At 44.0% G+C, this 19,980-nt stretch carries 18 protein-coding genes and 1 other annotated feature; of the genes, 11 read left to right on the forward strand and 7 right to left on the reverse strand.

Features of this window, described 5'->3' with window-relative positions; translation table 11 throughout:
- The first annotated feature begins 206 nt into the window (after positions 1–206).
- The 9 genes from BMW45_RS20895 to BMW45_RS20935 all read left to right on the forward strand — a co-directional run bounded on the left by BMW45_RS20895 (position 207) and on the right by BMW45_RS20935 (position 10,587).
- On the forward strand, positions 207–968 hold the full coding sequence (locus BMW45_RS20895; protein WP_025232601.1) for an IclR family transcriptional regulator: 762 nt from the start codon (positions 207–209) through the stop codon (positions 966–968).
- Positions 969–1,078: 110 nt separating this feature from the next.
- Positions 1,079–1,729: a bifunctional 2-keto-4-hydroxyglutarate aldolase/2-keto-3-deoxy-6-phosphogluconate aldolase gene (locus BMW45_RS20900; RefSeq protein ID WP_092251146.1), complete on the forward strand. Its 651-nt coding sequence runs from the start codon at positions 1,079–1,081 to the stop codon at positions 1,727–1,729.
- A gap of 48 nt (positions 1,730–1,777) precedes the next feature.
- Positions 1,778–2,809: a sugar kinase gene (locus tag BMW45_RS20905; RefSeq protein ID WP_092248512.1), complete on the forward strand. Its 1,032-nt coding sequence runs from the start codon at positions 1,778–1,780 to the stop codon at positions 2,807–2,809.
- 73 nt (positions 2,810–2,882) lie between these two features.
- Positions 2,883–3,908 (forward strand): sugar kinase, encoded by a 1,026-nt coding sequence (locus tag BMW45_RS20910; protein WP_025232604.1) that lies wholly within the window; start codon positions 2,883–2,885, stop codon positions 3,906–3,908.
- Positions 3,909–4,270: 362 nt separating this feature from the next.
- Positions 4,271–5,587, forward strand: coding sequence for an ABC transporter substrate-binding protein (locus BMW45_RS20915; protein ID WP_092248515.1), 1,317 nt, complete (start codon positions 4,271–4,273; stop codon positions 5,585–5,587).
- Between the two features lie 128 nt (positions 5,588–5,715).
- Positions 5,716–6,639 (forward strand): carbohydrate ABC transporter permease, encoded by a 924-nt coding sequence (locus BMW45_RS20920; protein WP_207649131.1) that lies wholly within the window; start codon positions 5,716–5,718, stop codon positions 6,637–6,639.
- Positions 6,640–6,651: 12 nt separating this feature from the next.
- Entirely contained in the window at positions 6,652–7,503 is an 852-nt protein-coding gene (locus BMW45_RS20925; protein ID WP_092248518.1) for a carbohydrate ABC transporter permease, read from the forward strand.
- Between the two features lie 63 nt (positions 7,504–7,566).
- Positions 7,567–8,616 (forward strand): LacI family DNA-binding transcriptional regulator, encoded by a 1,050-nt coding sequence (locus tag BMW45_RS20930; RefSeq protein WP_092248521.1) that lies wholly within the window; start codon positions 7,567–7,569, stop codon positions 8,614–8,616.
- Between the two features lie 27 nt (positions 8,617–8,643).
- Positions 8,644–10,587, forward strand: a complete 1,944-nt coding sequence (locus tag BMW45_RS20935) for a glycoside hydrolase family 127 protein (protein WP_092248524.1) — start codon at positions 8,644–8,646, stop codon at positions 10,585–10,587.
- A 72-nt stretch (positions 10,588–10,659) separates the two neighbouring features.
- On the opposite strand, the gene BMW45_RS20940 is transcribed toward BMW45_RS20935, so the two are convergent.
- The 4 genes from BMW45_RS20940 to BMW45_RS20955 form a co-directional block, all read right to left on the reverse strand.
- Positions 10,660–11,433 (reverse strand): ABC transporter ATP-binding protein, encoded by a 774-nt coding sequence (locus BMW45_RS20940; protein ID WP_092248527.1) that lies wholly within the window; start codon positions 11,431–11,433, stop codon positions 10,660–10,662.
- The gene (locus BMW45_RS20945; RefSeq protein WP_092248530.1) at positions 11,426–12,310 is read right to left on the reverse strand and encodes an ABC transporter permease; all 885 of its coding nucleotides are present in this window, start codon (positions 12,308–12,310) and stop codon (positions 11,426–11,428) included. The genes BMW45_RS20940 and BMW45_RS20945 overlap by 8 nt, the downstream gene beginning before the upstream one ends.
- A gap of 79 nt (positions 12,311–12,389) precedes the next feature.
- Positions 12,390–13,457 (reverse strand): ABC transporter substrate-binding protein, encoded by a 1,068-nt coding sequence (locus BMW45_RS20950; RefSeq protein WP_092248533.1) that lies wholly within the window; start codon positions 13,455–13,457, stop codon positions 12,390–12,392.
- Between the two features lie 90 nt (positions 13,458–13,547).
- Positions 13,548–13,792 (reverse strand) — a binding site (T-box leader).
- Between the two features lie 85 nt (positions 13,793–13,877).
- A complete protein-coding gene (locus tag BMW45_RS20955) occupies positions 13,878–14,618 on the reverse strand; it encodes a GNAT family N-acetyltransferase (RefSeq protein WP_207649133.1) in 741 nt (246 codons plus the stop codon).
- 307 nt (positions 14,619–14,925) lie between these two features.
- Between BMW45_RS20955 and BMW45_RS20960 the strand changes: the two genes are divergently transcribed.
- The gene (locus tag BMW45_RS20960; RefSeq protein WP_025232614.1) at positions 14,926–15,438 is read left to right on the forward strand and encodes a cysteine hydrolase family protein; all 513 of its coding nucleotides are present in this window, start codon (positions 14,926–14,928) and stop codon (positions 15,436–15,438) included.
- Between the two features lie 78 nt (positions 15,439–15,516).
- On the opposite strand, the gene aroA is transcribed toward BMW45_RS20960, so the two are convergent.
- Genes aroA through aroF form a run of 3 tightly spaced genes read right to left on the reverse strand, consistent with a single transcriptional unit; the run spans position 15,517 to position 18,919 of the window.
- Positions 15,517–16,794: a 3-phosphoshikimate 1-carboxyvinyltransferase gene (gene aroA / locus BMW45_RS20965; RefSeq protein ID WP_092248539.1), complete on the reverse strand. Its 1,278-nt coding sequence runs from the start codon at positions 16,792–16,794 to the stop codon at positions 15,517–15,519.
- A gap of 14 nt (positions 16,795–16,808) precedes the next feature.
- A complete protein-coding gene (locus BMW45_RS20970) occupies positions 16,809–17,906 on the reverse strand; it encodes a prephenate dehydrogenase (RefSeq protein WP_092248542.1) in 1,098 nt (365 codons plus the stop codon).
- Complete coding sequence (aroF, locus tag BMW45_RS20975; protein ID WP_092248545.1) at positions 17,903–18,919, reverse strand: 3-deoxy-7-phosphoheptulonate synthase; 1,017 nt, start codon at positions 18,917–18,919, stop codon at positions 17,903–17,905. The genes BMW45_RS20970 and aroF overlap by 4 nt, the downstream gene beginning before the upstream one ends.
- Before the next feature lie 279 nt (positions 18,920–19,198).
- Between aroF and BMW45_RS20980 the strand changes: the two genes are divergently transcribed.
- Positions 19,199–19,939, forward strand: coding sequence for a GntR family transcriptional regulator (locus BMW45_RS20980; RefSeq protein ID WP_092248548.1), 741 nt, complete (start codon positions 19,199–19,201; stop codon positions 19,937–19,939).
- Positions 19,940–19,980 lie beyond the last annotated feature (41 nt).

Consider the following 19,980-nt stretch of genomic DNA (forward strand, 5'->3'; position numbering starts at 1 on the left):
CTCCGTAATTGTAAGTATTTACATACCCAGTTCATTATACATAATTATGATAAATATTACAATCCCTGATTTATTGTTTTCGTAAATAAACCAACAAAATCCCTATCATTTTGTAAACGCTTACAAATGTTTCGTATATGCGAAAATCATCTTGCTTTTTTCCGGTTTTCCGGAGTATACTAGGACATAGAAATGGAGGCCAAACCATGAAACTAAACAGAACGACTCAAAGAACCGTTGAGATCTTAAAGCTGATCTCCAGAACACCGGAGGGAGCGACTCTGGACGATCTATGTGAAAAGCTGGATCTGCCCAAGACCAGCGCCTACGATATTGTGACAACCCTTGCCGAGATGGGCATGGTGAATGTAGCAAGGGGACAAAAGCAGAATTATACCATAGGCTTAATGGCCTACCGCATCGGGATTAATTATACCAATAATCTGGATTTTATCGGAATCATTGAGCCGGTGCTCAAGGCATTTTCCAAGGAAGTGGGAAAAACGGTATTTTTTGGGATTCCGTCGGATCATCATGTGGTATACATATGTAAGTTCGAACCGGAAAACCCTATTATAACCACAGCCACCGTTGGTTCTAAGAATCCCATGTATTGTACCTCTCTTGGAAAAGTGATTCTCGCCTACAGCGATGAGGAGGCCAGAGAGCAGATGATCAACCGGCTGAAATTCACTCAGTACACCGAGAGAACCATCAGAAACAAAGGGCAGCTTCTGGAAGAACTGAAGCAGGTAAGGGAAAGAGGCTATGCATTTGATGCCAGGGAGATGGAGGAGCATATGCAGTGTGTGGGGGCCCCGGTTTTTGACCGGGATGGCAATGTGCTGGGAGCCATCAGCGTATCCAGTCTTTATAAGCCTTCGAATGATTATGAGGCTTTGGGAAAGCTGGTTTCAGAAAAGAGCATGGAGGTTTCCCGTTTGTTAGGCTTTCTTGGAAAAATATAAGGAATACCTGTTGACAAAATGGATGGAAACGATTAATATTTCAAGTATAGGAATCGTAAATATGAAATTAATTCGTATATACGAAATTGAAGAAGGAGAGTATAAGGATGATGAAAAAAGAACAGGTTTTATCAAAGATGAAAAAAGACTGTCTTGTAGCTGTTGTTCGTGCAAAAGACTTTGAGCAGGGCGAGAAGGTAGTAGACGCCATCATTGCAGGCGGCATCAATTTTATTGAAATCACAATGACCATGGATGAAGGAAATCCAATTGAATTCATCGCAAAAATGTCTGAAAAATATAGAAAAAATGAAGATGTTGTTATTGGGGCAGGTACAGTTCTTGACCCGGAAACAGCAAGAGCAGCAATCCTTGCAGGTGCTAATTATGTCGTAAGCCCAGGCTTAAATGTAGAAACCATCAAGCTTTGCAACCGTTACAGAGTTCCTATGCTTCCAGGCGTTATGACACCTACCGAAGCAATTACCGCATTGGAGTGCGGCTGTGACGTTATTAAGATCTTCCCAGGTAACATCATGGGACCGGATGCGATCAGCTCCTTTAAAGGACCCCTTCCTCAGGGTGACTTCATGCCATCCGGCGGCGTTGACGTTGACAACGTTGATAAGTGGATCAAGGCAGGAGCCTATGCTGTTGGTACCGGAAGCAGCTTGACAAAGGGCGCTAAGACAGGTGATTTTGCAGCAGTAACAGCGAAGGCAAAAGAATTTGTTGAGGCAGTAGCAGCAGCTCGCAAATAAAAAACTAATTATAAAAAATAATAATAGAATTTTAGGAGAGTATACAAAATGGCAAAACTTGTAACCATGGGCGAGATCATGTTAAGATTATCTACCCCCAATAATGAGAAATTTATTCAGGCAGATGAGTTTGATGTAAACTATGGCGGCGGAGAAGCTAACGTAGCTGTTTCCTTAGCAAACTATGGACATGAAGTTGAATTTGTAACAGCAGTTCCGAAGAACCCCATCGGTGAGTGTGCGGTAGCTGCTTTAAGAAAATACAACGTAGGAACAAAGCACATTGCAAAATGCGGCGAAAGACTTGGTATCTACTTTTTAGAGACAGGTTCAGCCATGAGAGCATCTGCAGTTGTATACGACAGAGCACATTCCTCCATCGCCACAGCAACTGCAGCAAATTTTAACTTTGACGAGATTTTTAAGGATGCAGATTGGTTCCATTTCACAGGAATCACACCGGCAGTAAGCGATGAAGCGGCAGAACTGACTGAAGCAGCTTTAAAGGCAGCTAAGGCTCATGGAGTAACCGTTTCCGTAGACTTAAACTTCCGTAAGAAATTATGGTCTTCTGAGAAGGCTCAGAAAGTTATGACAAACCTGATGCAGTACGTTGATGTGTGCATCGGTAACGAAGAGGATGCAGAAAAGGTACTTGGCTTTAAGCCAGGCAACACCGATGTAACTTCCGGCGAACTGGAATTACAGGGTTATGTAGACATCTTCAATCAGATGATCGATAAGTTTAACTTCAAATATGTGATCAGCTCCCTGCGTGAAAGCTACTCAGCTTCCGATAACGGCTGGTCTGCATGCATCATGGATGGCGCAACCCGTGAGTTCTACCACTCCAAAAAATACCGCGTTACCCCTATCGTTGACCGTGTAGGCGGCGGCGATTCCTTCGCAGCTGGCGTAATCTGCGGCCTGGCTGACGGTAAGGACTTTAAGGGTGCTCTGGAGTTTGGTGTTGCAGCATCTGCATTAAAGCACACCATTCCTGGAGACTTTAACCTGGTAACCAGAGAAGACGTAGATACTCTGGCTGGCGGTGACGGTTCAGGACGTGTTCAGAGATAATCGATAAGAAATAGAGAAGGGGAGTCATTGGGCAATGACTCCCCTTTTAAAAAACTATGGAGGAAAGTTCAAGATGAGTGACAGACCTTTTGATTTACTGAGCCTTGGAGAATTGTTGTTACGCTTGTCTCCAGAAGGTGTGGAACGGCTTGTCCGGGGAGATTCCTTTCAAAAACAGGTGGGCGGGGCAGAACTTAATGTTGCCGTAGGCGCGGCTCTTTTAGGGCTTCATACCGGCGTGGTTACCCAGCTTCCGTTTAATGATATAGGAAATTTTGTAAAGAGCAAAGTCCGTTCCTATGGAATCAGTGATGACTATTTTGTTTACGATAACAGCTCGAACGCAAGACTTGGGCTATATTATTATGAATACGGAGCATATCCAAGAAAACCCAAGGTCATTTACGACAGAAAGAACAGTTCTTTTGTCCAGATCAGCACCTCTTCGTTCCCTGAGGAGATGTATACGGCAACTACCTGTTTCCACACCACAGGAATCACCCTGGCTTTGTGTGAAAATACCAGGAAGACAGCCATTGATATGATCAAAAAGTTCAAGAAGACAGGAACCATCATTTCCTTCGATGTGAATTTCCGCGGCAATCTCTGGACCGGAGAGGAAGCCAGAGCATGCATTGAAGAGATTCTTCCCTATGTGGATATTTTCTTCTGCTCAGAAGAAACGGCCAGACTGACCTTTAAGAAGGAAGGGACCGTTAAGGAAATGATGAAGAGCTTTACGGAGGAATATCCCATTTCCGTTGTGGCTTCCACCCAAAGGATTGTGCACAGCCCCAAGAGCCATACCTTTGGCTCCGTGATTTACGATGCTTCCAGAAAAGAATATTATGAGGAAGACCCATACCACAACATTGATGTTGTCGACCGGATCGGAAGTGGAGATGCTTATATTGCAGGTGCTCTTTATGGACTTTTAAGCAGCGGAGGGGACTGCATGAAGGCAGTCCAGTACGGCAATGCAACCGCAGCTTTAAAGAATACCATACCAGGAGATCTTCCTACTTCGGATTTAAGTGAGGTCAATACCGTTATAAAAGACCATAATGACAAGGGACCTCAGAGCGAGATGAGCAGATAAAATAAAGGTAATACCGGCAGATGAGGCAGGATTTCCAGAAATCCTGCCTCATTTTCATATTCAGTCCTGTGATTGACAAATTACAGAAGCAGGGCATTAATCCAACTTTTCAATTTAAACCTTTAAATAAAAAATGACTAATAAAAAAAGAATTAGATAAATTATAATTAAAATATTGACAAATAAATAAAAAGATTATATATTAAAGTTGTACATTATAGTGTATATTTTTTTTGAAATTTAATTTAAACGATTAAATGGATTATGTATGGCTGATAGATATTAATATCAATCAGCCAAAATTTAAAAAAGTTATTTAATCGTTTAAATAAAAAATAATATAATTTATTGGAGGGTTTATTATGGGAAGAAAGAAATTACTGGCATTGCTTCTGTCAACAGCTGTGGCATGTGGTTCATTAGCCGGCTGCGGCGCCAAGGGAACAGAAAAGCCGGAAGGGACTGTGGCTGGAAGTACTGAATCAAAGGCAGGGGAAAGCAGTAAGACAGATTCAGCCGAAGCAGGAAAGAAGGTAACCATTGCGGTCTGGAATGAGCCGAGTAAAGACGAAGCACTTAATATGTATTTACAGGCTGAAAAAGCAACAGGTATTGACGTGGAAGTGACAGTAATCCCGGAAAGTGATTATTCTTCTAAATTGAACCAGATGGTTTCAACCGGGAATGATTCCGTTGACATCTATGTGATCTGGGAAAATGACATCGCTAACTTTGCCCAGGTAGGAGGAATTATTCCGCTTGATGATTATCTGGCCAAATCCACAATTAAAACGGATGATTTTATTGATGCGGTAGCAAAGCTGTCTGAGGGCCTGGGCGGTACCTATGGTTTGCCGTGGTGTGCGGCTACGGAAATTCTGTATTACAACCAGGATATGTTTGATGCAGCAGGCATTGCCTACCCGACGAATGACTGGTCTTATGCAGATTATAAGGCAGCGGCAGAGAAGCTTACCCAAAAGGCAGCTGACGGCACGACTGAGGTATATGGAAGCGCACTTCCCAACACTCAGACCTGGTGGGCAGGGATCGGCGGTGCAGGAGATCAGGTTTTTGACCCGGCCAAGGGCCAGATGGTGATCGGCGACGGTGCAGTTTCTTTTGTCTCCGATGTGACACAGATGGTCAAAAACGGCATCATGCCGGAACCTTCTTCCGATACTGCAGATCTTTTTGCAGCCGGAAAAGCGGCTATGAGCTGGCAGGGAAGCTGGAATATCGGAACTTATGGCAGCGGTCTTGCCTTTAACTGGGATATAGCCTCAATACCTACCGACAAACTGAAATATAACACGTTACATACCGGTTTTTACAGCATTAACGCAAAGAGCAAGAATCAGGATTCCGCGTTTAAGGTAATTGAATACCTGATGGGAGAGGAAGGGCAGGCCATTAACTCTAAGGCAAGCGGCAATCCTTCTGCAATCAAATCCATAGCAGAAAAAGGAGACTGGAAGGTGGAGAGCGTAACTACAATAGAAAACTGGGATGCCATAACAGACTCCTTAAAAGCCGGCGTATTTGGATATACATGCTTGCCATCCGGCGTAACCAACAATGCGATCAGTGAATTTAACTCAGCGGTATTAGGACAGAAAACTCCGGAAGATGCGGTTAAGAATGCTTCCCAGTATGCAAAGGAGACGATTGGCTATTAAGCTTTCATAAGGCCAGATGAAATAATTAAGCCAGGTACAGGAACGGCCGCAGAACAGACGGAAAGCGGAAGGGAAGCGGCCGTAAAGAGAAATCATTTGTGCCTTTAAGTGAAAGGATCGTGAATGCTATGAAAAATGAGAAAAGGAAGCCGATAAATAAAAAGAAGCTTATGAATCATCTGACTGCATATGCTTTTTGTGCCCCATGGTTTATAGGATTTATATGTTTTACCTTATTTCCCATCGTTTTTATGTTTGCAGTGAGTTTGACAAACCGGAAATTAAACGGTATTTCAAATTTTGTAGGATTGGCAAATTACGTAAATATGGTTCAAAGTCCTACCTTTTGGAATTCCATAAAAGTGACTTTGTTTTTTACGGTTGTTATGATGGTGGTTACTACGATCTGGGCAGTGATTCTTGCTATGCTGTTGAATTATAAACAGAAATTAAACGGCATATTCCAGTTCTGTTATTTTCTTCCTTCCGTTATACCGACGGTTGCGCTGGCGTATACATTCCGTACGATTTTCGGAAAAGAGGCAGGTCTTTTAAATGCCATAATTTCACAGCTAACTGCAAAAAATATCATGGTGAACTGGCTGTATGACAAACACACCATTTATCTTGCTGTATTTTTTATTACCCTGTTTACATACAACACCGGACAGATGATGCTGATCTTCCGCTCAGGCTTAAATGATGTTCCCGGAGAACTTTATGAAGCGTGTGACATTGACGGTGCAAGCCCGTTCCGGAAGTTTTTCGGCGTAACGCTTCCCATGATCTCCCCCATTGTTCTGTTTAATGCGGTTATGGGCTGCATCAGCGCGCTTAACGGTTCCTTTGCACTGCTTTATCCATTGACAGGGGAAAGCGGGGATCCTAACGGGATGACCCAGGTTTTAAGCCTTTTGATCTATAAGGAAGCTTTCAGCAATATGAAGGTCGGATATGCCTGTGCTCTGTCGGTGGTTCTGTTTCTGATCGCCTGTGGCTTTGGGATCGGCATATTTGCAGTATCAAAAAAACTTGTCTACTACGAAAATTAAGGAGGAGAGGCCATGAATTCAGCAAAGGCAAAGAAAAAGGCAGGCAGGATTCTAATTTTTATTTTTAAGATTCTTGTTGCTGTTATCATGTTTTCTCCGATCATATGGGTGTTTTCGGGAGGTTTTAAAAATTTAACAGAGTTCACCACCTCTTCTGATATTATCCCTAAGAATGTAACCCTGGAGAACTTTAACTACATCTTCTTTCATTCCAACTATTATTTATATGTACGAAATACTGTTCTATTAATGGCAGGTACAACCTTAGGGACTTTAATATCCTCTTCCTTTGTAGCCTATCCTCTTGCAAGAATGGAATTTCCTGGGAAGAACTTAATATTTTCATTGATTGTGGGAACGATGATGATTCCGGGTATTGCCCTGATTATTCCACAGTACATTATGTTTGGGAAGATCGGCTGGCTTGATTCCCTTCTCCCCATGATCGTCCCGTCATTTTTTGCTTATCCCTATAATGTATTTCTTTTCCGGCAATTTTTCCGGTCAATCCCAAAGGAGCTGGATGAAGCAGCAACCATAGACGGATGCAGCAAGCTGGGCGTGTTTTTTAAAGTGTTGCTGCCTCTGTCAAAATCCACCTTTACCACAATTGGCGTGCTGTCCAGTGTATTCTGGTGGAATGAGCTGACCCAGCCGGTGTTCTATATTAACAGCGACAAGTGGAGAACGCTGACCATTGCATTAATGACGACATTTATGTATACTTCTGGTAATGCATTTGTTATTAACTGGCCGTCAATTATGGCAGCTTCATCTCTTATGATTCTGCCCCCGATGCTTCTTTACCTGTTTGGTTCCAGATTCCTGGTTGAGGGGATCAAAACTTCCGGTTTAAAAGGATAGGGAAATGGGCTGCCATGAAGTGATGGATAAAGGAACGGAAAAAGAGGAAAGAGGAGTATTACCATGACATTAAAAGAAATTGCTTCTATGGCCGGTGTATCCGCAGCAACAGTATCATATGTACTCAATAATACGGCTCAGGTAAGTGAAGAGACAAGAAAACGGGTAAAAAAGATCATAAAAGAAACAGGATACCGGTCCAATATCCTGGCGAAAAGTCTTCGGACAAATGAATCGTTCCTGATCGGTGTGATTGTTGAAGACATTACCGTCTGGCATACGGCTCATATCATTGACGGGATCAATGAAATTGCGGAAGCCAGAGGATATAATACCATCTTAAACAATTTAAGGCTTCTTAGCAAGATAGAATCCCAGTTTGAACATATTTCAAATTTTCAGAAGGACATCGACAAGGCGGTGGATGTATTAATCGGAATGCAGGTGGATGGCATTATTTATGTGGGGATGCATGACCGCAAAATAAGCCATGTGCTTCATGATATAAAAAAACCGGTGGTATATTGCTACTGCTATACGGATGAGGAAGGATCCTCGGTCCGCTATAGCAACGAAAAAACAGTTTACCAGATGACACAGATGTTAATAAGCAATGGACACAAGGAGTTTGGCGTGATCAACGGGCTTAAGGGATCAGAGCCTGCTGCCCTCCGGTTTAAAGGCTTTCAGAGAGCCTTGGACGAGGCAGGGATAGAATTAAAGCCTGAGAACATTGTCTGCGGAAACTGGAAGTACCGGGACGGAAAGGAGGCAGCCGGAAAGCTTCTTAATAAAAAGAACTTTCCAACTGCGATTGTAGCGATGAACGACGATATGGCAGTGGGTGTTTATGATGCTGCGAGAGAGCTCGGACTTAAAATTCCAGACGATATTTCAGTTACGGGTTTTGATAATGGAGATATTGTCCAGTATGTGACTCCAAGAATCACCACGGTGGAAAGGCCTCTTCAGGAAATGGGATACCGTTCCATGGAGCTGTTGCTGGAAAGCATTCATGGAACCAGTGTGGGAGATGTAAACATCACCCTGCCCTGCGCCCTGATCGAAGGAGAGTCGGTAAAGAATCGGAACGAATCTGAGGTTTATGAATAAAAACTAATTGATGAGTGAGGAAAAGATATGGAAGCTGGTAAGTTGACAACAGTGGATTTAAAAAGCATTATAATTAATGATCCATTCTGGAACAGGTATATTGATCTGGTGGATAATGTTATATTACCCTTTCAATGGGAGCTGATCAATGATCGGGTAGAAGGGGCCGAAAAAAGCTATTGCATCAGAAATTTCCGAATTGCCTGCGGCGATGAAAAGGGAGAACACAAGGGCGTGGTATTTCAGGATACGGATGTTGCCAAATGGCTGGAAGCCGTCGCCTATTCCCTCGCTAAAAAGAAGAATCCGGTACTGGAAGCCGCCGCTGACAGCGCCATCGATTTAATTGCCAGAGCCCAGTGCGAAGATGGATATTTGAATACGTATTACTCAATTACAGGCAATAGGCGGTGGTCTAACTTGTTTGAGGGTCACGAGCTTTACACCGCAGGACATATGATCGAAGCGGCTGTGGCATATTATGAAGCAACGGGCAAGAAGAGATTTCTTCAAGTGGTTTGTAAGTTTGCCGATTTCATGTGTAAGGTATTTGGCAGGGAAGAGGAGAAAATCCATGGCTATCCGGGGCACCCGGAAGTAGAGCTGGCTCTGGTAAAGCTTTACCGGGTAACAAAAATGACAAAATATCTGGAACTGGCTGATTTTTTTGTGCGTACCAGAGGGGAAAGACCTTGTTATTTTTTAAACGAAGACTGTATCAAGAATCAGAATTTCATCTTTCCGGAATTTAAAGATTTTGACCTGGATTATAACCAATCCCATATGCCTTTGAAGGAACAGGAAACAGCGGAAGGGCATGCGGTGCGGGCAGTTTATTTATACAGCGCTATGGCTGACTTAGCTTATGAATATCAGGATAAAGAACTGTTAAAACAATGCGAAACCCTGTGGAACAACATTGTGGAAAAACGGATGTACATCACCGGAAGCATTGGTTCTGCATCCTATGGGGAGAGATTTACCACGGATTATGATCTGCCGAACAATTCAAACTATTCGGAATCCTGCGCCACAGTGGGGCTTGCCATGTTTTCCAACCGGATGTTTCGGATCACAAAGGATGGAAAATATATAGATATAGTAGAAAAGGCATTATACAACACACTTTTGGCGGGAATCGCCCTTGATGGGAAGCATTTCTTTTATGTCAATCCTTTAGAGGTGGTTCCGGAGATTGCAGAGAAAAATCCGACTTACCGCCATGTAAAGACCACAAGGCAGCTTTGGTTTGGCGTATCCTGCTGTCCCCCTAATATTGCAAGGACCCTTACTTCCCTGGGCAATTATATGTATGCTTCAGAGCAGAATACTGTATACGTGAACTTATTTATCGGCAGCAGGATTGAAACCGGCCTGTCCTCTGGCCGTGTGGAGCTTCTACTCAGTTCTGATTATCCGGTAAAAGATGATGTAGTACTGGAAGTTACTCCGGAAACAGACGGGCAGGAGTTTACTGTAGGGATCCGGAAACCGTCCTATTCCGGCAAAGCGGAACTAAGTGTCAATGGTGTCAAGGAAGCCATTTGCCTGGAAAAAGGATACATATATCTGACACGTAAATGGAAGGCAGGAGATAAGATCACAGTGGTTTTTGATGTTTCTTTCCGCTTTGTAAGATGCAATCCCAGAGTTCGTGACAACATCGGGAAGGTCTGCCTGATGAAAGGGCCTATGGTGTATTGTCTTGAGGAAGCGGATAACGGCAAGTATCTGGCATCAGACATCATGGACAGTTCGGTACCGCCTAAGGAAGAGTTTGACGAATCATTGCTCGGCGGAACCATGTGTGCCGGGCTGGAAGGCATGCGCATTGATTACTCCAGGGTAGGCGATTCTCTCTATGAGGAAGAAAGACCTTCTTATAGGAATGATACGTTTAAAGCGATTCCTTATTGCTGCTGGAATAACCGGGGCAAGGGTGAAATGATTGTGTGGATGCGTGAAAAGTAAGAATGGGCAGTCAAAAGAAGATCCGGCAAGGTACCTTGCCGGATCTTCTTTTATTGAAATAATTATAATGATCTAATTACCGCATTCAATGCTGATCTCATTGAATTTATCTAAAATGTGTTCTACATCCATATTGGACTTTTCGTCCCCTTCTGTATCAATGATGGCATTTCCCTGATGCATCATCAGCAGGCGGTTTCCGTATTCTACTGCATACCGAAGGTTATGGGTAACCATAATGGTGGTCAAATGCTTTTCCTTTACAATCTTATCTGTCAGTACCATGATGTTCTCGGCAGTTTTGGGATCCAGGGCAGCGGTGTGCTCATCTAAGATCAGGAATTCAATGGGAGTCATGGTGGACATGAGAAGAGCCATAGCCTGCCTCTGACCGCCGGAAAGAACGCCCACCTTTACATGCAGCTTATCCTCTAAGCCAAGGCCCAGGAAACGAAGCTGCTCCCTGTAATAGGTTATCCGCTGCTTGTTTGTACCGGGAAGAAGATTAAAAGGCTTTCCCTTGGTATCGGCCAGAGCCATATTTTCCAGGATGGTCATATTGGGACATGTGCCCATTGCCGGGTTCTGGTAGACTCTTCCGATACGGCGCTGGCGCTTAAATTCCGGCATGTTGGTGATGTCGACGCTGCCTACCAGGATAGAACCGCTGTCCAAAGGAATGCTTCCGCAGATGATGTTTAACATGGAAGTCTTACCGGAGCCGTTGCTTCCTACCACAGATACGAACTGCTGGTCTTTAATGGTGAGATTAAAGTTCTGGAACAGGCACGTCTCATTGACCGTTCCCTGGTTGTAGTATTTATTGATGTTTTGAAGTTCAAGCATGTTGTTTCACCTTCTTTTCCCTGCCGTTACTGAGCACCAGAATAGCCAGGAACAGCACTGATGTGATCAGTTTTAAATCCGATGCTTCCATTCCAAGATAAATGGCAAAAGACACGCAGGCTTTGTAAATGATAGATCCGATAATGACTGCAGTGGTGGATTTTACAAACCCAACCCGTTTAAACAGCTTTGTTCCAATGATTACATTGGCAAGGCCGATCACAATGGTACCCGTTCCCATACTGATTTCAAAAAAACCTTTTTGCTGGCAGTATACGGAACCGGCCAGTGCAGCCAGGCCGTTTGCGATGGCAAGGCCGATGATCTTTACCATGCCTTTGTCCTTGGCAAGAGAGGTAACAAGGGTTTCATTGTCACCCACAGCCCTTAACAAATAGCCGGAGCGGGTCTTTAGATAATGATCAAGCAAAAGCTTAACGATCACCACAATGACCGCTAATATAATCATAACGCTGATATCTGCAAGCTTCCCGGGAAACAGGCGGCTTACAAAACTGTTTTCAAAGATGGAATCATTATTAAAAAATGGGACATTGGACTTTCCGGCTACCCTTAGGTTCACAGAATAGAGGGCAGTCATGACAATGATACCTGACAGAAGATCCCGTACCTTTAATTTTACATGTATAAAGCCTGTGATGCATCCGGCCAGGGCACCGACAGCAAAGGCAATAAATAGCGTTGCCACCGGGTTTATTCCGGCCAGGATCATGGTAACGGTAATTGCGCCTCCCAAAGGGAAGGTTCCATCGACTGAAAGATCCGGAAAATCCAGAATCTTATAAGTGATGTAAACGCCCAGCGCCATAATGGCATAGACCAGGCCTTCTTCCAAAACGCCAAGTATGATTGACATGGTTTAACTTCCTCCAATTATATTCCTTGTATTTAACTTAAGCAGGTAGGGTCGCGGTTTGCGAATCCTCGATTTGCTACTAGTGGGCAATCTCTGTAAAAATTTCAGCAGCGGAATCGGTAAGCTCTGACGGAAGGGTAATTCCCAGGTTTTCGGCAACCTTTGAATTTCCGTAGAATGCGGCTTCTTTGATCACTTCAAAGTTTATTTCGCTTGCTTTTGCTTCGCCCTTTAATACCTTTGCGGCCATTTTACCGGTCTGTTTGCCTAAATCCACATAATCAAGACCAATGGAAGCCAGACAGCCGATTTTAACCTGTTCTACTTCACTACCGAATACTGGTATGTTCTTCTTTCCGGCCTTATCCAGGATCAGTGGAAGAGAGCTTACTACGGTGTTATCCGTTAAGTTGTTTAAGCAGTCAACCTTTTCCAGAATGCTGTCAGTTGCCAGGGGGATATCAGCAGTTGCGGACACCGGGCCTTCTACGATTTCAAAGCCATAGGAAGCGGCTGCGGCTTTATATTCCTTGATTGCTGTTTCTGAGTTCACCTCACTGGTGCTGTAAAGGATGCCGATGGTTTTAGCATCGGGAAGAATCTTGCGGATCATTTCCAGCTGTTTTTCCACTGGAAGCTTATCGCTGGTTCCGGTGATTTCCCCAACCGGAGTTCCATCCTCATTAGCCAGAGCCGCGGCAACCGGATCTGTAACTGCTGTGAAAATGACGGGAACGCTGGCCTTTTTTGCTCCGCTATAGGCAGCCTGTGCCATTGGGGTAGCGATGCCGCAGATCAAATCCACTTTTCTGGAAAGGAAGTTATTAACGATCTGGCTTGCGGTTCCTCCGTCAGCCTGAGCATTTTCATACATGACGGTTAAGTTTTTCCCTTCCTCGATTCCTTCTTCTGCAAGGCCCTGTATAAAGCCTTCCCGGCAGTTATCAAGGGAACCGTGCTCTGCAAACTGTCCGACACCGATGGTATAGGATGTGCCGTCTGCAGCATTTCCAGCCTCAGTACCAGAAGATGCCTGGGTTGTAGAATTATTATCAGCAGTTTTTTCCGGAGCTGCCTTGGAAGAACAGCCGGAGAGTGCGGCAGCTGCCACAGCAGCCAGTAACAGGGTTTTAATCGATTTTTTCATAATATTTCCTCCTTAAGATGGTTTCCGTTGGCAAGAAGAGGGAACGGATATCCTGAAAATAAAAAAAGTCCCAAGTACGCAAAAAAACGTACTTGAGACGAATCATACAATCCGCGGTGCCACTCAAATTGACTTTATTAAAGCCCACTTTTCATATACTAACATATATGCCACGAGAAATAACGGTTGTGGTCTCCGTCAGCCCCTACTGGAACAATGGTTCGGGGCCGCCCTCAAAAGTCCATTCAGCTATCAGCTTTATACCGCACTCGCACCAACGGCGGCTCTCTGAAATATTGCCTGGAAAGCTTACTCTTCTTTTTCAACGGTTTTATTTTTGTTTCATTTAAACAGTATATTAATACGTCTGTATGGATTTGTCAACTGTTAATTAGAAAAAGTCAGAAATTGCCTGTCTGCCTACCTGCCTATCAGTTCATATGTTACATATGGATGAGAAAGGTGATAACCGAGTTTTTCCGCTAAAGCTACAGAACGTAAGTCATGAGCATCCCAACTTGGATAAACATTTCGTTCCAGGCTTTCAAGAATCAATTTGGCGCCGCATACTGTCGCTAGTCCCTTGCCTCTATAATCGGGTTTTGTATCTATCTCTATTTCAATACCATTATTATAAACAGCATAGGGGGAAGCACCTGCCACCAATTCACCATTGTGTAATATTGATACCCCGAATGCACGCCGCTGATAGTCAGCATAATCTTTAAACTGAGAACATAAATCCACGGACCATGCTTCCTGTCCAGCTAATTCATATACTTCCCTGTCTATCATCCGAAGCTCATAACAATCATCGAGACCATTAATAAAAGAAGCCAATCTTGCTTTATCAAAAACATCTGGTTCCTTTTTAATTGCATAGCGAAATATTTTACTCACCCGCCCATCAAAAAAATTCTCGATCAGTGCTTCCCAAGCCTTATCTTTCGGTATGAGCAGCTTTTCTCCTTCTAAATCATGAAAAAGGGCGGTATTTGGCTGGCCTGCGAAAAAGCAGAAGTCACCGATTTCAATCATTGCAGACGAGGGATTTTTTTCATTATCCAAGATAATATTTCCCATATGGCCTTGCAAACATGACCATATTAGAGCTTCTTCCCAATCGTTAAACATGGCTGCAACATTGCTGTGCATTTTCATCACCTTACTTTCTGATCAAAACTAATATAAATTATCTTTATATCAACTTTCATTATTATCGAAAAATTATACTATATTAATTGCTATCCATCCATACATTTCTTTTTATTGATTGCTGCGGAAATTTCACTTTTCGTAAGTGGGAACGGAGAGAACGTAATTTTATACCTCCTTGTATCTTATATAGATGTAAACGAAGATGGCATTAAAGTAAAAATAATTCCAGCAAAAATGTGAAGAAAAATAATATGCTAATGAGTGCAAATGTGTTAAACTATAAACACTATTTATTATCGGAGGTTTGTCCATGAAAAAGTTGTTAATCGTAGTAGATATGCAAAAGGATTTTATCGACGGCTCCCTGGGAACGCCCGAGGCGGTGTCTATTGTTCCTAAGGTAAAAAGAAAAATAGAGGAATATCAGGCAGCAGGAGATGAAGTGATCTTCACCCTGGATACCCACGAGGAGAATTATCTTAACTCTCAGGAGGGGAAAAAGCTTCCAGTCGTTCATTGTGTCAGGGGAACAGCCGGATGGGAGCTTGATAATTCCTTAAAGGAATTTCAGGGAATACGTTTTGAAAAAAACACGTTTGGAAGCTCAGTGCTTGGAGAATATGTGACAGAAAGAGAATATGAATCCATTGAACTTGTTGGTTTATGTACGGACATCTGTGTAATTTCCAATGCCCTGCTGGTCAAAGCTTTTCTTCCTGAGACTCCGGTGCTGGTGGACTCCTCCTGCTGTGCGGGTGTGACTGTAAAAAGCCATGAAAATTCGTTAGAGGCTATGAAGATGTGCCAAATCGAAGTTTTATAGAATCAATAAAAATACCGGGTTGAACTTAAGTTCTCCCGGCATTTTTGTAATCAGACATAAATGTATGGCTGATCTATTTTATTTCATCAATCTCTCCAGATCCTGATAGAAGCCAGGATAAGAGATATTCACGCATTCTGCGCCTAAGATTTCTGTTTCTCCTTCTGCACAAAGCCCTGCAACTGCAAAGGTCATGGCGATCCGGTGATCCAGCTTGCTGTCTATGACAGCACCGCGAAGAGGCTTTCCGCCTCTGATGATCATGCCATCCTCTGTTTCCTCTACATCGGCTCCCATGGCAGATAAATTCCTCACCATAACCTCAATACGGTTGGATTCCTTTACCTTTAATTCCGCCGCATCCCTAATAATGGTTTCACCCTCTGCTAAGCAGGCCATGGCGGCGATCATGGGAAGCTCATCGATGAGGGTAGGGATAATAGCTCCGCCGATAGTAATGCCGTGCAGAGAGCCTGATTTTACCAGAATATCCGCAGTAGGTTCCCCGGAATCCGTATTTACTTCCAAAAGAGTGATATCAGCTCCCATATCCTGGCAAACGTGTATGATTCCGTCCCGGGTAGGGTTAATTCCGACATGCTTAATCAGTATTTCTGATCCCGGAATCATCAGGCCTGCCGCAATAAAGTAAGCAGCAGAAGAGATATCCCCCGGAACAACGATCTTATTCCCGTAGAGTTCTTCGGCGGGAGCGATGCAGGCGGTGGTTCCTTCTGTCTTAACATTGGCCCCAAAATAGTTCAGCATGATTTCCGAATGGTTTCTGGATACATAAGGTTCCGTCACCATTGTTTCGCCCTCTGCATACAGTCCGGCTAATAGGATGCAGGATTTTATCTGGGCGGAAGCTACCGGGCTTGTATAATGGATGCCGTGAAGCTTTTTACCGCTTATGGAAAGAGGAGCACAGCCATTTTCCTTTACGCTCTTTATATCAGCCCCCATTAAGGATAAAGGCTCCATAATGCGCTTCATAGGTCGTTTCCTAATGGATTCGTCACCGGTTAAGGTTACATCAAAATCCTGGGCAGCCAGAAGACCGGAGATCAGGCGTGTGGTGGTTCCGCTGTTTCCACAGTCTAAGATTGTTTCCGGTTTTTTTAAGCCCCGGAGTCCATTGCCATGGACAATGACAGTGTCATGGTTGTTTTCAATCTGAATTCCCATTTTCTTAAAGCAGGAGATGGTGGAAAGACAGTCAGCCCCCTGGAGAAAGTGGCTGATTTCCGTGGTTCCTTTTGCAATAGAACCAAACATCACGCTGCGGTGAGAGATGGACTTGTCACCTGGTATGGTTATTTCGCCCTTTAAAGGGGAGGCTTTTGTGAATTTCATAGGAATCCTCTCTTTTAATTTGAAATTAAATCGTAGTGGTACCGTTCCAGCTGTTTCCATGCGTTGTCCATGGTTTCTTTGTCATAAAACGCAATCCTTAAAGTTCCCTCTCCGTGCTCCCGGTTGTGGTTGATGCCGATGTTCTTAATGCTGATGCCTTTAGCGGCCAGGATGACGGATAAGGTGGAGATAGCGCCTACTTCGTCAGCCATATCCACCGTGAAGGAATAATCCGGAGCAATGAGTCCCGGTACCTTTTCTGAAAAGGAGTTGCGGTAATCCCTGGAGGTTTCAAATAGCTGGTAAATCGATTGTTTGTCATTTGCTTTAAGCTCACCCAGGACTTGACTTAAAGAGGCAATATAGCGTTCCAGAATCACAGAAAGATTCTGGTTGTTTGTCATACAGATCTGTTCCCACATTTCCGGAGAGGAAGAAGCGATTCTTGTAATGTCCTTAAAACCTCCGGCAGCAAGCCGTTTCATAAGCCCTTCTTCATTATCGGAAGCCCTTACAAGGTTTACCAGACTGGAGGCTACGATATGGGGCAGATGGCTGATTGCTGCGGTGATAAAGTCATGCTCTTCATAATTGAGGACGAGGGGAATGGAGCCGATCATGTTTGCGATCCGCACCAGACGGCTTACCTGTTCCTCTGAAGAAGCCTGGGTAGGGGTAATGATATAATAAGCATTCTCAAGCAAATGGTCGGTGGAGTTCTCATATCCGGTCTTTTCCGAACCGGCCATAGGGTGTCCTCCCACAAACCTGCTTTCCATGCCAAGACGGCTTACTTCCTCATGGATATCCGTCTTGGTGCTTCCTACGTCGGTAATGATGGCTCCAGGCTTTAAGAAAGGCTGGATTTCTGACAAATACTTTGCGTTGTACTCCACAGGAGTACAGAGGAAGATAAGATCGCATTCCCGGAGTTCTTCTCCGACTCCATCTAAGATGACATCAACGATCCCGTCTTCCTTTGCCTGCAAAAGCCTGGAACGGGTGCGCATGTAGGCCATGATTTTTGTATCTGGTTCTTCACGCTTGATCCCTCTGGCGATAGAACCGCCGATGAGACCAAGCCCGATAAAGGCAATGGTGGCATCGCTCATTCACATGTCCTCCCCGCAAGCTTGGCGTAAGGTTTTAATTCATCGATCAAATTATCAAACTGTTCAAAGGTCAGGGACTGGGGGCCGTCGGACAGAGCGCAGGATGGGCATGGATGAACTTCCACGATGATCCCGTCAGCACCTACTGCTATGGCAGCCTTGGAAATCGGCTCAATATAAGCCCGTACTCCGGTGGCGTGGCTTGGGTCAATGATGATTGGTAGGTGGCTCTTAGCGCGGATAACCGGTACGGCACTGATATCCAGGGTGTTTCTGGTAGCAGTCTCGAAGGTACGGATCCCCCGTTCGCAAAGCACGATATTTGTATTACCTTCAGAAGCAATGTATTCTGCGGCATTCAGCCATTCATCAATGGTAGCGGACAGGCCTCTCTTTAACAGAACCGGGATGCCAGCTTTTCCTGCTTCTTTTAAAAGCTCGAAATTCTGCATATTCCTTGCACCGATCTGGATCATGTCCACATATTTTACGGATGTTTCAAGAGCCCGCAGGCTTGTGACTTCACAGACTATGTTAAGCCCGGTGGCTTCCCTGGCTTCTTTCATGTATTTCAGCCCTTCCTCCTCAAGACCCTGAAATGCGTATGGAGAGGTTCTTGGCTTATAGGCTCCGCCGCGCAGGAACTGGGCGCCTGCTTTTTTTACTGCAAAAGCAGTTTCAAGTACCATATCGTGATTTTCTATGGCGCATGGACCTGCCATTATGGTGAGATGGCCGGGTCCGATTTTTGCGTTTCCAATGGTTATAATGGAATCTTCCGGATGAAATTTTTTATTCACCAGCTTGTAGGTTTCGGTTACGGCAACGATCTTGTCAACACCTTCTAACATCTCAATGTTTGCGCCCTGGAGTTTTGTCTTATCGCCTACAACGCCTACGATTGTCACTTCCGTCCCTTTTGATAAATGAGCCTGAAGTCCGTTTGATTCGATTAAGTCTTTTATTTTACCAACAGCTTCCTCAGAAGCGTTAGGTTTCATAATAATGATCATGTTTTTTATGTCCTCTCTTTTGCAAATATATTCCCCATTGTAATCCATTGCAGGAAAGTTGTCAACGCTTTTACGCGTTAAACTTCGACGCTTTAACGCAAATTATTATCAGGAAAGGGTTTTCATATAGAGAAGTGGAATTTAACTTTTCAATTTTCTGATTTTTTTAAAGTTATAAAAAAGGTGATGATAAATTTGTGTTATGGTGATATAATAACGTCATAAGGTTATAATGTTTTAGGTGTAGTATGAGAAAGGTACAGGAGGTCAAGTGGCAACATGGATTCGGTGATAGATAAAAAAATAAAGGTACCTCTGCATTATCAGATATATCTGGATCTGCTCAAAAAAATTCAGAGTGGCGTTCTGAAAACAGGCGACAAAATTCCCTCGGAACCGGAGCTTGAGCGCATATATGGGGTTAGCAGAGTTACTGTAAGGGGAGCGGTCGAAATGCTGGCCCAGGAAGGGCTGGTTGAAAAAAACAGGGGAAAAAAGGGAACGATTGTCTGTAAGTCAAAGCATGCCTACGATATGAAGAAGCTGACCAGCTTTACGGATGATGTAAAGCTGTATGGGGAAAATGCCAGTTCGGAGCTCCTGGATTTTAAGGAGATGGTACCGGATCAGAAGGTGGCACAGTCATTGGAGCTTAAGGCCGGAGAGACGGTGTATTATGTTGAGAGAAAACGGTACCGTGAGGGAGTGGTGGTGGGTCTTCACAAATCATATATCAAAAGACTTCCGAGCCTGGAGCTTAAGGCCGGGCAGTTTGGCCCGGATGTTTCCCTCTACGCAATTCTTAAGTCAGGCGGTATCATTCCCACCACGGCCACGGAACTGCTCGAGGTAAAGGTTCCATCTTCGCGGATTTTGGAGGTACTGGGACTTGTGGCCCGGACGGCTGTCTTTTATAAGGAACGTGTAACTTATTCGGGTGACAGGATACCTTTTGAGTATGTAGAGATGTTTTATAATCCTGAATATTATAAATATAAGGTAGAGCTGCAGCTGGATTGACAATGGTTGAGACAGGCTGGCCTGGGCTTTATTGGTTTTGT

The organism is Lacrimispora sphenoides, assembly GCF_900105215.1.
Classification (GTDB): domain Bacteria; phylum Bacillota; class Clostridia; order Lachnospirales; family Lachnospiraceae; genus Lacrimispora; species Lacrimispora sphenoides_A.

Coding starts and splice junctions, on each gene's coding strand:
- BMW45_RS20920 (WP_207649131.1), top strand. CDS start 5,716: ATGAAAAATGAGAAAAGGAAGCCGATAAATAAAAAGAAGCTTATGAAT.
- aroF (WP_092248545.1), bottom strand. CDS start 18,919: ATGATCATTATTATGAAACCTAACGCTTCTGAGGAAGCTGTTGGTAAA.
- BMW45_RS20895 (WP_025232601.1), top strand. CDS start 207: ATGAAACTAAACAGAACGACTCAAAGAACCGTTGAGATCTTAAAGCTG.
- BMW45_RS20970 (WP_092248542.1), bottom strand. CDS start 17,906: ATGAGCGATGCCACCATTGCCTTTATCGGGCTTGGTCTCATCGGCGGT.
- BMW45_RS20950 (WP_092248533.1), bottom strand. CDS start 13,457: ATGAAAAAATCGATTAAAACCCTGTTACTGGCTGCTGTGGCAGCTGCC.
- BMW45_RS20915 (WP_092248515.1), top strand. CDS start 4,271: ATGGGAAGAAAGAAATTACTGGCATTGCTTCTGTCAACAGCTGTGGCA.
- BMW45_RS20905 (WP_092248512.1), top strand. CDS start 1,778: ATGGCAAAACTTGTAACCATGGGCGAGATCATGTTAAGATTATCTACC.
- BMW45_RS20900 (WP_092251146.1), top strand. CDS start 1,079: ATGAAAAAAGAACAGGTTTTATCAAAGATGAAAAAAGACTGTCTTGTA.
- BMW45_RS20955 (WP_207649133.1), bottom strand. CDS start 14,618: ATGAAAATGCACAGCAATGTTGCAGCCATGTTTAACGATTGGGAAGAA.
- BMW45_RS20935 (WP_092248524.1), top strand. CDS start 8,644: ATGGAAGCTGGTAAGTTGACAACAGTGGATTTAAAAAGCATTATAATT.
- BMW45_RS20940 (WP_092248527.1), bottom strand. CDS start 11,433: ATGCTTGAACTTCAAAACATCAATAAATACTACAACCAGGGAACGGTC.
- BMW45_RS20980 (WP_092248548.1), top strand. CDS start 19,199: ATGGATTCGGTGATAGATAAAAAAATAAAGGTACCTCTGCATTATCAG.
- aroA (WP_092248539.1), bottom strand. CDS start 16,794: ATGAAATTCACAAAAGCCTCCCCTTTAAAGGGCGAAATAACCATACCA.
- BMW45_RS20960 (WP_025232614.1), top strand. CDS start 14,926: ATGAAAAAGTTGTTAATCGTAGTAGATATGCAAAAGGATTTTATCGAC.
- BMW45_RS20930 (WP_092248521.1), top strand. CDS start 7,567: ATGACATTAAAAGAAATTGCTTCTATGGCCGGTGTATCCGCAGCAACA.
- BMW45_RS20910 (WP_025232604.1), top strand. CDS start 2,883: ATGAGTGACAGACCTTTTGATTTACTGAGCCTTGGAGAATTGTTGTTA.
- BMW45_RS20925 (WP_092248518.1), top strand. CDS start 6,652: ATGAATTCAGCAAAGGCAAAGAAAAAGGCAGGCAGGATTCTAATTTTT.
- BMW45_RS20945 (WP_092248530.1), bottom strand. CDS start 12,310: ATGTCAATCATACTTGGCGTTTTGGAAGAAGGCCTGGTCTATGCCATT.